This is a genomic window from Aeromonas sp. S19(2024) (assembly GCF_041402625.1).
Taxonomy (GTDB): domain Bacteria; phylum Pseudomonadota; class Gammaproteobacteria; order Enterobacterales; family Aeromonadaceae; genus Aeromonas; species Aeromonas caviae.
Map to the genome: position 1 here is coordinate 80,390 of NZ_JBGLQU010000003.1, position 12,462 is coordinate 92,851.

11 protein-coding genes are annotated in these 12,462 nt (G+C 65.8%); 3 read left to right on the forward strand and 8 right to left on the reverse strand.

What is annotated here, in order from left to right; genetic code table 11:
- Positions 1–94: 94 nt before the first annotated feature.
- On the reverse strand, positions 95–781 hold the full coding sequence (locus tag ACB037_RS07810) for an LrgB family protein (protein WP_041212945.1): 687 nt from the start codon (positions 779–781) through the stop codon (positions 95–97).
- The gene (locus ACB037_RS07815; RefSeq protein WP_010674461.1) at positions 778–1,137 is read right to left on the reverse strand and encodes a CidA/LrgA family protein; all 360 of its coding nucleotides are present in this window, start codon (positions 1,135–1,137) and stop codon (positions 778–780) included. The genes ACB037_RS07810 and ACB037_RS07815 overlap by 4 nt, the downstream gene beginning before the upstream one ends.
- Positions 1,138–1,266: 129 nt before the next feature.
- Between ACB037_RS07815 and ACB037_RS07820 the strand changes: the two genes are divergently transcribed.
- Positions 1,267–2,982, forward strand: a complete 1,716-nt coding sequence (locus ACB037_RS07820) for a glycoside hydrolase family 36 protein (RefSeq protein ID WP_371175144.1) — start codon at positions 1,267–1,269, stop codon at positions 2,980–2,982.
- A gap of 58 nt (positions 2,983–3,040) precedes the next feature.
- Here ACB037_RS07820 and ACB037_RS07825 read toward each other — a convergent pair whose 3' ends face one another.
- From ACB037_RS07825 to ACB037_RS07835, 3 genes are all read right to left on the reverse strand, one after another.
- A complete protein-coding gene (locus ACB037_RS07825; RefSeq protein WP_039038881.1) occupies positions 3,041–3,547 on the reverse strand; it encodes a hypothetical protein in 507 nt (168 codons plus the stop codon).
- 148 nt (positions 3,548–3,695) lie between these two features.
- Positions 3,696–5,123: an exodeoxyribonuclease I gene (gene sbcB / locus ACB037_RS07830; protein ID WP_201968918.1), complete on the reverse strand. Its 1,428-nt coding sequence runs from the start codon at positions 5,121–5,123 to the stop codon at positions 3,696–3,698.
- 178 nt (positions 5,124–5,301) lie between these two features.
- Positions 5,302–6,012, reverse strand: coding sequence for a metallophosphoesterase (locus tag ACB037_RS07835; protein WP_371175145.1), 711 nt, complete (start codon positions 6,010–6,012; stop codon positions 5,302–5,304).
- Positions 6,013–6,231: 219 nt separating this feature from the next.
- Here ACB037_RS07835 and mprF point away from each other — a divergent pair, with 219 nt between their 5' ends.
- Together mprF and ACB037_RS07845 are read left to right on the forward strand one after the other, a co-directional pair.
- Positions 6,232–8,787, forward strand: a complete 2,556-nt coding sequence (gene mprF / locus ACB037_RS07840) for a bifunctional lysylphosphatidylglycerol flippase/synthetase MprF (protein ID WP_371175146.1) — start codon at positions 6,232–6,234, stop codon at positions 8,785–8,787.
- Positions 8,788–8,797: 10 nt separating this feature from the next.
- Complete coding sequence (locus tag ACB037_RS07845) at positions 8,798–9,511, forward strand: AcvB/VirJ family lysyl-phosphatidylglycerol hydrolase (protein ID WP_371175147.1); 714 nt, start codon at positions 8,798–8,800, stop codon at positions 9,509–9,511.
- 92 nt (positions 9,512–9,603) lie between these two features.
- On the opposite strand, the gene ACB037_RS07850 is transcribed toward ACB037_RS07845, so the two are convergent.
- From ACB037_RS07850 to ACB037_RS07860, 3 genes are read right to left on the reverse strand one after another with little or no spacing between them, the layout of a single operon-like run.
- Positions 9,604–10,374 carry an ABC transporter substrate-binding protein gene (locus ACB037_RS07850; RefSeq protein WP_041211345.1) on the reverse strand — a complete coding sequence of 257 codons (771 nt, stop codon included), beginning with the start codon at positions 10,372–10,374 and terminating at the stop codon, positions 9,604–9,606.
- A gap of 53 nt (positions 10,375–10,427) precedes the next feature.
- Complete coding sequence (locus ACB037_RS07855) at positions 10,428–11,243, reverse strand: carbon-nitrogen hydrolase family protein (protein WP_371175148.1); 816 nt, start codon at positions 11,241–11,243, stop codon at positions 10,428–10,430.
- Positions 11,244–11,251: 8 nt separating this feature from the next.
- Positions 11,252–12,403 (reverse strand): methionine aminotransferase, encoded by a 1,152-nt coding sequence (locus ACB037_RS07860; protein WP_324041983.1) that lies wholly within the window; start codon positions 12,401–12,403, stop codon positions 11,252–11,254.
- Between the last annotated feature and the right edge of the window lie 59 nt (positions 12,404–12,462).

Sequence of the window (12,462 nt, forward strand, 5' to 3'; positions counted from 1 at the left end):
GCCAGCTCCCGGCATCAGGGAGGCGAGGGTATCGGATGGAAACGGTGAAAGGGCACAGAGGCCATGGCCGCAGGGGCGGCCATGGCAACGGGGATCAGGTCAGCCAGTGGTAGAGGGCGAACAGCAGGGGGGCGATGGCTGCGGTCAGCACACCGCACACCACCATGGCCAGCGACGAGAAGGCGCCCTGGGTCACTCCCTGCTCGGCGGAGGCGGCGGTGCCGATGGCGTGGGCGCAGGCTCCCATGGCGAGCCCCTGGGCCTCGGGGTCGGTGACCCGCATCAGCTTGAGCAGGGGATAGCCCGCCAGGGCCCCCAGGATCCCCACCACCACCACCACGGCGGCGGCGATGGCGGGAATGCCGCCGAGGGACTGGCTGACGCTCATGGCGAGCGGCGTGGTGATGGACTTGGTGGCGATGGAGGCGAGCAGCGCCGGATCCGCCCCCATCAGGTGGCCGACCCCCAGGGTGGTGCAGACCGAGATGAGCACCGCGGTGAGGGTACAGGCCAGGATGGGGGTGAGCTTGTCGCGGATCTGGCGTGCCTGCTGGTAAAGCGGCAGGGCCAGGGCCACCACGGCGGGTTCCAGCAGGGCGGTCAGGGGCGAGGCCCCCTGCTGGTACTGATCCAGAGGCAGATCGAGCCAGAGCAGCAGGCCGATGATGACGGCGGTGGGGATCAGCACCGGATTGATGACGGGCCAGGGCAGGCGGCGGTAGAGGGCCCGGGTCATGAAATAGAGGGCCAGGGTGAGGGGCAGGGCGAACCAGAGGATCATGGCTTGTTCATCCTTTGATAGAGGTGGCCGACCGCGCCCAGGATGAGCACGATGCCGAGCACGACGCAGAGCATGATGAGACCGAAGGATTGGCGCAGGGGCTCGAGCCAGGCCACCAGGCCCACCGCCACCGGCACGAACAGCACCCCCATGTGGCGCAGCAGCAGGCCGCCCCCCAGCTCGACCCAGGAGAAGCGGACGATCTGCAAGGAGAGCAGCACGAACAGCAGCAGCATGCCGATGATGCTGCCGGGGAAGGCGAAGGGCAGGATGGCCGCCACGGCCTTGCCTGCCAGCAGACAGGCGATGATGACCAGAAAATCACGAAGGTAGCGCAGGGTGCGTTGCAGCAGCACGGGGGCCTCATCTTGGCAAGTGTGAGCGAGGTCGCAGTTTAACAGGCACGGGGGGGAGGGAACAGGGTCAACTGGCCCGCAGGGGATACAATGGCCCGGCTTCAACCCCATTCACAAGAAGGAGTTCCCATGTCGACCCCCTCTCTCCTGGCCCGGTTGCGCCAACTGCCCGCCGATCCCGCCCTCCCTGACACCCTGCTGCAAACCCGCCAGTGGGAGGGGCCGCTTTGCCGGGTGAGGCTCGACAACACCGGGAAGCAGTCCGAGGCCGTCCACCACTGGCGGCTGTTTGAGGGGGATCTCGGACTTGCGCCCGACGCGGCCATCTACGGGGAGGGGTTCCAGATGCTGGCCCAGACCGGGGGACGCTGGAATGCCCCCGAGCACCTGGGCCGCTGCCCCGATGCGTCTGTCTATCGCATCACCGCCGACCATGGCTACCACACGGTGCACAACCTGCTGCTGGTGGCGCTGGAGGGGGGCTGGCTGCTGCTGGCCTTTGCGAGCTGCCAGCGCTTTGGCGGGGAGTTTCGCCTCCATCCCGACGGGCGCCTCGAGATCGTGATGAACACCGAAGGGCGCACCCTGGCGCCGGGTGCGCACTGGCAGAGCGAGGCGCTGATCTGCCTGGAGGGGCCGGACAGGGAGGCCCTGCTCGCGACGCTGGCGCAGCATATCGCCGCCGAGCACGGCTCCCTGGTGGGGGAGGTGCCCACGCGCCCGAGCGGCTGGTGCTCCTGGTATCACTATTACGCGAACGTGAGCGCGGCGGACATTCGCGAGAACCTGGCGGTGCGGGCCGAGCGTTTCCCGGCCCTGCGCTACGTGCAGATAGACGATGGCTATCAGGGGAAGATGGGGGACTGGCTCACCCCTTCTGCCAAGTTCGAGGAGGGGGTGGCGGCCTTGGCAGGGGAGATCCGCGCCGCCGGTTGCGAGCCTGCGCTCTGGGTCGCCCCCTTTATCGCCGAGCCCGGCTCGCAAGTGTTCCAGGATCACCCTGACTGGTTCGTGAAAGGGGAGGATGGCCTGCCGCTCCCCTCGGAGCGGGTCACCTACGGGGGCTGGCGCTGCACCCCCTGGTACGTGCTGGATGGCACCCACCCCGAGGTGCAGACGCACCTGGAGCAGGTATTTCGCACCCTGCGTACCCAGTGGGGCATTCACTACTTCAAGCTCGATGCCAACTTCTGGGGGGCCATCCACGGTGGTCGCTTCCACGACCCCGCCGCCACCCGGGTGGAGGCCTATCGGCGCGGCATGGCCGCCATCCTGCGCGGCGCCGGGGAGGGGGCCTTCCTGCTCGGCTGCAATGCGCCGCTGTGGCCGAGCCTCGGCCTGGTGCATGGCATGCGGGTGAGCGATGACGTGGAGCGCCAGGGCCCCCGTTTTCGCCAGATAGCGCGAGAAGCCTTCTGCCGCGCCTGGCAGCACGAGCGGCTCTGGGTGCTGGACCCCGACTGCGTCTGCCTGCGGGATATTCCGGGCCAGCACGGGAGCCGCGCCGAGTACGACTTCCACCTGGCCGCCCTGGTGGCGAGCGGTGGCATGGTACTGGCGGGGGACAGATTACAGGATCTGGACGAGGCGCAAGGGGCGCGCCTTGGCAAGCTGCTGGCCCTGTGCGCCGCGCGCACCCCGGCGGCCCGCTTCGAGGGGATGGCATTCGAGCGCGGGCGGGTGGCGCTGCCCGGGGGCGGCGAGCTGCTCTGCCTGTTCAACTGGGGGGAGCACGCCTGCGAGTTCCCGTTGGCGCCGGGGGGCACGGACTTCTGGGACGAGACGCCCCTGGGGAGCACCCTGGTGCTGCAAGGGGGGCAGGGGGCGGTGATCCGCTACCCCTGATGGCGTTGCACTGCAAAAAGGCTCCCTCGGGAGCCTTTTTTACGTGGCGAAATGGTCTCTAGAAGTGCCACTCCATCCCGATGGCGTAATTGGCGGAGCCATAGCCCGGGATCTCGTTGCTGGAGGCGAGCGCCTTGACGGTGAGGCGAGTTGTCAGGGGGATGCCGAGCCCCATGCCGATGGCGATTTCGTCGCTCTGATCCCCCATCATGTCCACCCGCAGGGTGCGATAGAGGGAGAGATCCTGGCTCATCTGGGCATAGATCTGGGACGACTTGTTGTAGAGCTGGCCGAACACCTCCATCTGGAAGCCGTTTTGCGGCGTGATGGCCAGGGGAATGCCGGCGAAGCGGTAGAGATCCGAGTGGTTGAAATAGCTGTTGGTGATTTGCGGGGTGAAGTCGGTCTGCTGGTAGAGGGTGCTGAAATTGCGCTCGATGAGCCGGTAGGTCTGCTCCGGCAGGCGCAAGAGGTAGTCTGGCACCTCGAACCGGGCGCCAGCGAGGGCGGCCTGGGGCAGCAGGGCACAGGCGACGAGTGTCAAAGCAGGCAGAGCTGAACGCATAAAACGAGAGTTCCCCAACAGTCGAAAGCACGGCATCCATGCCGTCAGCGCATCTAAATATTCACACTATCAGGAGCTTGGGCTCCCTGCCCATTATGTCGCGAGCCGGGGAAACGCATCGGTTTTTAACTGTGAAACGGCTCACATCTCACAGATTTTCAAGGTAGTGATAGAGACTCTTTAGAATCGCAAAGTTCCGTTCGTTCCCCTGATTCTGTTCCGCCAGGGCTTCCAGGCGCGGCACATAATCCGGCAGGCGGCGGCTGAAGTAGTCGCTGCAGTGCAGGCGCCAGCGCTTCTGCTCCGCTTCGCTCAAGGTGTGGGGCCAGTTGCGGGCGCGGTAACGGAACAGCATCTCGGGCAGACGGGGATCCGTGAAGGCAAACTCCCGCTCCCCCAGCAGATCCGCCGGGGTGGCGCGCACCAGATCCATGGTGGACTTGTCGCCGTGGCCGAAGAAACCGGCGTAGAGCTGGGTGTCGGGGTCGCCGTCGGTGCTGCCGGCAAACTCCTGGTTGAACACCTCCACCAGTTTTTCCCGCACCTCGGGGTGGGCCCGCAGCAGATCCAGGCTCTTGCGGCACTGTGCCCGATTGATGCCCAGCTCGTCTGCCCGCTCCGGCGTCAGGGTGGCGGCCGGGGCCAGCACCGGGCACTTGTTGATGTGCACCAGTTTGACCGGAATGCCGGCCAGATCCCCCAGCTCCTCTTTTTTGGTGTAGAGGCGCTCGCGGATCTCCTCGCAGGAGAGCTCGATGAGCGGAGTCGGGTCACGGGTCAGATCCACCATGATCACCGCGTTCTGGTTGGTGGGGTGCCAGGCGAGCGGCGACACCCAGCTCGCACACCCCTGCCAGGGGGAGAACATGCCGGAGACGTGCACCAGGGGTTTCATGGTCACCACGTCGATGAGGGCCTTTACCTTGTTCTTGTTGCGAAGATCAAAGAGGTACTCGAAGAGCTTGGGCTGGGCTTTTTTCACCAGCCTGGCCATCTCGATGGTGGCCAGCACATCCGAGAGCGCATCGTGGGCGTTGGCGTGGGCCACGCCGTTGGCCACGGTGAGTTTCTCCAGCCTGAAGCTCGGCTTGCCCTCTTCATCGAAGGCCCACTCTATCCCCTGCGGGCGCAGGGCGTAGCAGGCCCGCAGCATGTCGAGGATGTCCCAGCGGGAGTTGCCGTTCTGCCAGGCGTAGGCATAGGGGTCATAGAAGTTGCGATAGAGGGTGTAGCGGGTCACCTCGTCATCGAAGCGGATGCTGTTGTAGCCGAGCACGCAGGTGCCCGGGGTGGCGAACTCTGCGTGGATCTGGCGGATGAAGTCCGCCTCGCACAGGCCGTCCTTCATCGCCTTTTGCGGCGTGATGCCGGTGATGAGGCAGGCTTCCGGCTCCGGCAGGTAATCTGCCGGCGGCTTGCAGTAAATCACCAGCGGCTCGCCGATGACGTTGAAATCCGCATCGGTGCGAATGCCCGCAAACTGCGACGGCCTGTCTTTGGCCGGACTGATGCCGAAGGTCTCGTAGTCGTGGAAATAGAACGTGGGCCCGCTGGCCGGGTGCGCTGATGTGCTCATGTTGCTCGAAAGGAGTATCCGATGACGGCGGCGCCTGGCGCCTGGGTGGGGGTGCCATGCACCGCAATTGCCTGCATGGTAAACCATCGCGCTGGCAGAGCGAAGTCCGGGGCGTTCGCCTGGCGCTTTAATGGGCAGTGGGCGTTGTCCTTGAGCCTGGTCATCCCATCGGTCCGGCTCAGGGCAGGGGAAAGTGAGGGGTCAGGGTATTGAGGTCCAGCAGGGTGAAGTAGCCGACCTCCTCGGGATACCAGCCGCCGGTGTCGATGTAGTGGACGTTGCCAAGGCGCACCGGCACCCTCACCGGAGTGTGGCCCACCACCAGGGCGGCGAGATCCGCGATCCCGTCCTCGTCCAGCCGTTCGATACGGCGCCTTGACCAGAGGCAGACGTTCTTGATGGCCCGAAGCCGTCCGCCGCTCACCCCGGCATCGAGTTGGTCCAGCAGCCCCTGCCAGGAGGAGAAGGGGCAATCGGCGTGAAGCAGCCCGACGGGGCCGGCCGTGGTGGCCACCTCGATGGCCAGGGGCAGGCTGCGGTAGTGGACGGCGAACGCCGCCTGCTCGGCAGGGGTCAGGTGCTGAAACCAGCCGCCGCCGTTTCGGACCCAGTTCTCCCGATCGCAGCTCTCGTAACGGCAGACGTAGTCGTCGTGATTGCCGCAGACCGGGTGAAACCAGGGTCTGGCCAGCCAGTGGATCACCTCGCTGCACTCGGGCCCGCGATCCGCCAGATCCCCGACGCTGAAGAGACGGTCCCGGGCGGGATCAAAATCCAGGGTGTCGAGGGCCTGCTGCAACAGGGCGAAGTGGCCGTGGATGTCGCCGACGGCCAGATCGCGCCCCAGGGCGTTTTGGGGGAAGCGTCTTATCAGGGGGGAGGGTGTCATGGCGTCTCCTGCCTCTATCCCGGACGGGGATGTTTTGTCTGCCTGTACATAAGGTTACAGAAGAAAAGTGGCGAGCGGGCAGGGCCTGGTAAATCATGGGATTGCCCCCGTGAACGTGCGGCGTCACGCGCTGCCTGTGGGGGAGTCACTCCGGGAGGGCGCCTTGTCCGCCCGCTTTCGGAGGCTCTCTTTCTCCACGCTTTTTGACAGGAATCTTGAATGCGGCGTCAGCTGTTGATCTGGATAGGCCCCCTGTGCAGCCTGCTGCTGCTGGGGGCGGCCTTGACCGTCCTCTATCATTTGACCCACCTGTGGCACTGGCACGACATCCGCCAGGCCATCTGGTCACAACCCTTGCCGCAGTTGGGGGGCGCCCTGCTGCTCACCCTGCTCAGCTATGGCTGCCTCTGCTGCTATGATCTGCTGGCCCTGAAGGTGCTGGAAAAACGCCTGCCCTGGCAGCAGGTGGGGATGACCTCCTTCATCGCCTACACCTTCTCCAACACCCTGGGCTTTGCGCTGCTCACCGGCTCCTCGGTACGCTACCGGCTCTACTCCTCCCTGGGGCTTGGCACCGGGGAGGTGGCCAGGGTAATCCTCTTTTGCTCCATCACCTTCTTCCTCGGTCTGCTGGGCTGGGGGGGCAGCGCCCTGCTGCTGGGGCAGGGGGCGGCCCTGCTGGTGGACTGGCCCCGCTGGGCGACCGGGTTGTTGCAACTGGCGGGTGGCCTGGCCCTGCTGACGGTGCTGGCATATCTGGTGTGGCCGGGGACAGCCCTGGTCTGGCGCGGGCACCCGCTGTTCCTGCCGCGCATCAGATACCGCCTGCTGCAACTGCTCATCGCCCTGCTCGACTGGATGGCCGCCGCCGCCGTGCTCTATGTGCTGCAGCCATCGGGCAGCGTGCCCTATCCGGTGCTGCTCAGTGCCTTCGTGCTCTCCAGCCTGCTCGGGGTGCTGGCCCATGTGCCGGGGGGCATCGGGGTCTTCGAGGCGAGCATGAGCCTGCTGCTCACCCACTATCTGCCGGTGGACAAGCTGCTCGCCTCCCTGCTGATCTACCGCTGCGTCTACTACTTCCTGCCCTTCCTCTGTGCCCTGCTGCTGTTCGCAGGTCAGGAACTGCTGCAACAGCGGGTCCGCCTGCACCGGTTGCAGGGGGTGATGATGGCGACCCGGGAGTTTGTGCCCGCCCTGGTGAGCATGGGTACCTTCGCGGCGGGCACCCTGCTGCTCTGCTCCGGGATGATCCCCACCATGAAGGGGCGCATCGAAGCCTTCCTGCAGGTGTTGCCCCTGCACCTGCTGGAGCTCTCCCATGTGCTCGGCAGCGTCAGCGGCGTGTTGCTGCTGTTGCTGGCCCACAGCCTCTACCGCCGCCATGACGGGGCATTCAGGATCACCCAGTGGCTGCTGGGGCTTGGCATGCTGTTCTCCCTGTTCAAGGGGTTTGACTGGGAGTCCGCCCTGCTGCTCGGGGGCTTCTTGCTCGTCATCACCCCCTGCCGCCCGCTCTTTTATCGCAAGGGCTCCCTGCTCCACGCCCGGTTCACCCCTTCCTGGCTGATGTCGGTGGGGGCCGTGCTGCTGGGGGCCTTGTGGTTGCTGCTCTTCTCCTATCGGCATGTGGAGTACGACCCCTCCCTCTGGTTGCACGTCTCGGCCCACGGGCCCGGGGCCGCCTCCCGTGCCCTGCGCGCCCTGGGGAGTGTCATCGGCGTGCTGGCGGTGGTCGGGGTGGCCCATCTGCTGGCCCCCTTGCGCCTCGCCGCCGGCAAGCCGGATGCCGAGGCGCTCTCCCGTGCCCATGGGCTGGTGATGCGGGCAGGGGGAGGCCACGGCTACCTGGCCCAGCTTGGGGACAAGTCCCTGCTGTTCCACCCCAGCGGCGAGGCCTTCCTCATGTACGGGGCCGAGGGCAGCAGCTGGATAGTGATGGGGGATCCCGTCGGCCAGCCCTCCCTCGTGGAGGAGCTGCTCTGGCAGTTTCGCGAGCGCTGTGACGAGCACGACGTCAGCCCGGTCTTCTACCAGGTGTCGGCCCGATATCTGCCTGTCTATCTGGATCTCGGGCTCATCCCCTTCAAGCTGGGGGAGGAGGCCATCGTGGATCTGCCGAGCTTCGATCTCGCCGGCAGTCGCCTGCGCAACCTGCGCCAGAGTCACGCCAAGGGCAAGCGGGAAGGGCTGCGCTTCGAGGTGGTGGCCCCCGGTGAGATTGCCCCCCTGCTGCCCGAGTTGAAGGGGATCTCCGACAGCTGGCTGCACAGCAAACAGGGCAGGGAGAAGGGCTTCTCCGTGGGCAGTTTCGATCCTGCCTACCTCACCCTCAACCCGATGGCGCTGGTGCGGCGGGAGGGGCAGATCGTCGGGTTTGCCAACCTCTGGACCAGCGACAACAAGGAGAGCCTCTCCATCGATCTGATGCGCTACAGCCTGGACACAGGGGCGGCGCCTGTCATGGATTTCCTGTTTGTCGAGCTCCTGCTGTGGGGCAAGCAGGAGGGGTATGCCAGCTTCAACCTGGGGATGGCCCCCATGTCAGGCTTCAACGACAACCCCCTCGGCGGTTACTGGGCCCGCCTTGGCAACACCCTGTTCACCCGAGGCAGCCGTTTCTACAACTTCCAGGGATTGCGGCGTTACAAGGAGAAGTTCGGCCCAAGGTGGGAGCCCCGCTACCTGCTCTGTACCGGTCATCTGGTGCTGCCCCGCACCCTGACTCACCTCGTCTCCCTCATCAGTCGCGGCCCCTTCGGGCTCATGAAGAAATAGGAGTTGGCCCATGAGAGCCATGTTGTTGCTGTTGATTTGCTGTTTCGTCTCTTCGTTCACCTTGCCGGCGGTGGCCGCCCAGCCGGGCCGGGTCGGTGCGGATCTGGGGCTGGTGGAGTTGCCGGTGGCGCAAGCCTCGTCTGCCCCCATGGTGGTCTTCATGAGCGGGGATGGCGGCTGGGCGGCGCTGGACAAGGGGCTCAGCGCCCAGTTGCAGGCCCACGGCATGCCGGTGGTGGGCTGGAGCTCGCTTTCCTATTACTGGAAGAAGAAGACGCCGGATCAGGCGACGGCGGATCTGGTGCGCATCCTCACCGAGTACCAGTCCCGCTGGGGACGCCAGCGCTGGCTGCTGGTGGGCTTCTCCTTTGGCGCCGAGATAGTGCCCTTCGTCATCAATCGCCTGCCGCAGGCCTATCGCAATAGCCTGGTGGGGGCCGTGATGCTGTCGCCCTCGACCGCATCGGACTTCGAGATCCACGTCAGCGACATGGTGGTGCACGGCAAGGGGGGCAGCTATCCCACCCTGCCGGAGGTGACACGCATCCAGAGTCTGCCGCTGCTCTGCGTGCAGGGGGCGGAGGATGACTCCCCGGTCAAACTCTGCCCGCGTTTGCAGCAGCCGAACGTGACGACGGTGACCCTGCCGGGATCCCACCACTTCGACGACAACTACCAGACCCTGTACCAGCAGATTGCCGGGCACCTGGGCCTGGCCCAATAACGGCGAGAGGCCGGGAAAACGACACAGGGCGGCCAATGGCCGCCCTGTTGCCATGGCCCCTTGCAACTGTCCAGGGGGCCGGCATGCCGGGATCAGAGCAGATCTTCGAGCTGGTACTTCTTGAGTAGGGTGTTGAAGGTGCCGTCGGCCTTGACGCTCTCGATGGCGGCATCGAAGCGGGCCTTGAGCTTGTCATCGTGTTTGCGAAGGGCCACCGCCACCCCTTCTCCCAGGATCTTGTCCTGGGTGCCGTTGAACTGGGGACCGACGAAGGCGAACTGCTTGCCCATCTCCTTGTCGAGGAAGCCCACCTTCAACTGCACCATGTTGCCGAAGGTGTAGTCGGCGCGGCCGGACTGCAGATCCAGCATGGGGGACTGGGCATTGACGTAGCGCTTGATCTTGGCCACCTCGCCATAGCGGGCGGTGACGAAGTTGTCCTGGGGGGTGCCCTCCTGCACCGCGATCACCTTGCCCTTGAAGTGGGCCGGATCGTCTGCAAAGTCGGCGGCCTTGTCGCTGCGCCCCACGAAGCGGTTCTGCATCATGTAGTAGACCTGGCTGAAGTCCACTTTCTGGCGCCGCTCGTCGGTGATGTTCATGGAGGACATGATGGCGTCGTACTTGCGCACCTGCAGGCCGGGCAGCAGGGCATCCCAGGGCTGGTTGATCACCTCGCACTCGGTCTTCATGGCCGCGCACAGGGCATAGGCCAGATCGACCTCGAAGCCGCCGAGCTGGCCGTTGCTGTCGACCATCTCGAAGGGGGGATAGGTGGCATCGGTGGCGATCACCAGGGGTTTGGCGGCGGCCTGGCCGGCGGTGGCCAGGGCCATCAGCATCATCAGTGTGTTGAGTTTCATGGTCAGTCCCTTGAAGTGTGGTGTCATTCCTAGCGTGCTAAAGGGTGCCGGCCTCAAGGGCCGACGGCTATCTTGCGATGGGTGAGGGCCGGCAACTGGCTGCGCACCGTGCGCTGTGCCGCCAGATCCAGGGTGGCGATGGCCAGGCCCTGACCCTCCTCTACCTGGGCCAGTATCCGGCCCCAGGGATCGATGATCATGCTGTGGCCGAAGGTGCGCCGCCCACCGGGGTGATGCCCCCCCTGGGCACTGGCAAACACGAAGGCCAGGTTTTCCACCGCACGGGCCCGCAGCAGCAGCGCCCAGTGCGCGAGCCCGGTGGTGTGGGTGAAGGCCGCGGGCAGGGCGATGAAATCGGGGGCGGGCCCCAGGCGAAACAGCTCCGGGAAGCGCAGGTCGTAGCAGATCCCGAGGCGCAGCACGCCCCAGGGCAGGGGATGGCTCACCACCTCCCGGCCCGGGGTCATGGTCGCGGCCTCGTCATACTGCTCCTGCCCGGTGCAAAAGCCAAACAGGTGCAGCTTGTCGTAGCGGCTTGCGAGCTGTCCTTGGGGGTCGATGAGCAGGCTGCTGTTGTGCATCTTGCCGGGCTCGTGGCTGGCAAGCGGCAATGTGCCGGCCAGGATCCAGACGCCGAGCTCCCGGGCCAGCCTCTGTACCCAGGCCAGCAGGGGGTGATCGCCAGCGGGGGCGGCCAGGGCCACCCGCGCCCGCTCATCAACCGGCATCAGGTAGAAGTATTCGGGCAGCAGGGCCAGTTCTGCCCCCTCGGCCGCGGCCTGACGCAGTAGCGCCTCGGCCTGGGTCAGGTTGTGGTCAAGGTCATCCCCAGAGACCATCTGGAGGACGGCAACGCGCAATGAATCCATGGTGCCCCCTAGACGGCGCACAGGCGCTCGGCGCCCGCCAGCAGGGTGTCGTCATCCTTGGAGAAAGAGAGGCGGATGACTCTTTGATCCGTGCCGTCGTGATAGAAGGCGGAGACCGGAATGGTGGCGACCCCGTGATCGCGGATGAGCCGCTGCACGAAGAGACTGTCGGGCTCGTCGCTTACCCGCTCGTAGCTCGCCAGCATGAAGAAGCTGCCCGCCGAGGGGAGCAGGGTCAGGCGCGAACCAGCCAGGGCCGAGGCGAGCAGGTCGCGCTTGCGCTGGTAGAAGGCTGCCAGCCCCTGATAGTGGGCCGGTTGCTGCAACAGGTGGGCGAAGCCGTACTGCATGGGGGTGTCGGCGGCGAACATGGCGAACTGGTGCACCTTGCGGATCTCCTCCATCAGGGGACGGGGAGCCACACAGTAGCCCACCCGCCAGCCGGTGACGTGGAAGGTCTTGCCGAAGGAGAAGACGGCGACGGAGCGCTCCACCAGCTCCGGATAGCGGATGACGCTCTGGTGCAGGGCGCCGTCGAACACCACGTGCTCGTACACCTCGTCCGAGAGGATCAGGATGTCGGTGCCGCGCACCAGGCGGGCGAGGCGCTCCTGATCCCCTGCCTGCCAGACGGTGCCGGTGGGGTTGTGGGGGGTGTTGAGCACTATCATGCGGGTGCGGGGGGTGATGCGGGCGGCCACCTCGTCCCAGGGAATGGCGAAATCCGGCGCCTTGAGGGCGATCACCACAGGGGTGGCTCCCTGCAACTGGATCATGGGGCGGTAGCTGTCAAACGCCGGCTCGAACATGATCACCTCGTCGCCGGGGTGAACCAGGGCGGTGATGGCGCAGAACAGGGCTTCGCTGGCGCTGGCGGTGATGGTGATCTCCTCGCCCGCGTCATAGTGATAGCCGTAGCTGGCTGCAATCTTGGCCGCCAGTTGTTCGCGCAGGGCAGGCAGCCCCGTCATGGGGGCGTACTGGTTTTCACCGGCCAGCATGGCCTCGTGGGTCACCCGGATGAGCTCGGGATCGCAGGGGAAGCTCGGCGCCCCCTGGGAGAGGTTGATGCTGGGATGGCGGGCGGCCAGATCCCCGATCACGGTGAAGATGGTGGTGCCCACCTGGGGCAGTTTGCTGGAAACCTGGGGGATGGACATGGCGCCGTCACCTGCGTGTGTGAAAGAGGTCCCTTTTTAGCCCCCCCAAGGCTTGCCGG

Coding starts and splice junctions, on each gene's coding strand:
- mprF (WP_371175146.1), top strand. CDS start 6,232: ATGCGGCGTCAGCTGTTGATCTGGATAGGCCCCCTGTGCAGCCTGCTG.
- ACB037_RS07825 (WP_039038881.1), bottom strand. CDS start 3,547: ATGCGTTCAGCTCTGCCTGCTTTGACACTCGTCGCCTGTGCCCTGCTG.
- ACB037_RS07845 (WP_371175147.1), top strand. CDS start 8,798: ATGAGAGCCATGTTGTTGCTGTTGATTTGCTGTTTCGTCTCTTCGTTC.
- ACB037_RS07820 (WP_371175144.1), top strand. CDS start 1,267: ATGTCGACCCCCTCTCTCCTGGCCCGGTTGCGCCAACTGCCCGCCGAT.
- sbcB (WP_201968918.1), bottom strand. CDS start 5,123: ATGAGCACATCAGCGCACCCGGCCAGCGGGCCCACGTTCTATTTCCAC.
- ACB037_RS07850 (WP_041211345.1), bottom strand. CDS start 10,374: ATGAAACTCAACACACTGATGATGCTGATGGCCCTGGCCACCGCCGGC.
- ACB037_RS07810 (WP_041212945.1), bottom strand. CDS start 781: ATGATCCTCTGGTTCGCCCTGCCCCTCACCCTGGCCCTCTATTTCATG.
- ACB037_RS07835 (WP_371175145.1), bottom strand. CDS start 6,012: ATGACACCCTCCCCCCTGATAAGACGCTTCCCCCAAAACGCCCTGGGG.
- ACB037_RS07855 (WP_371175148.1), bottom strand. CDS start 11,243: ATGGATTCATTGCGCGTTGCCGTCCTCCAGATGGTCTCTGGGGATGAC.
- ACB037_RS07860 (WP_324041983.1), bottom strand. CDS start 12,403: ATGTCCATCCCCCAGGTTTCCAGCAAACTGCCCCAGGTGGGCACCACC.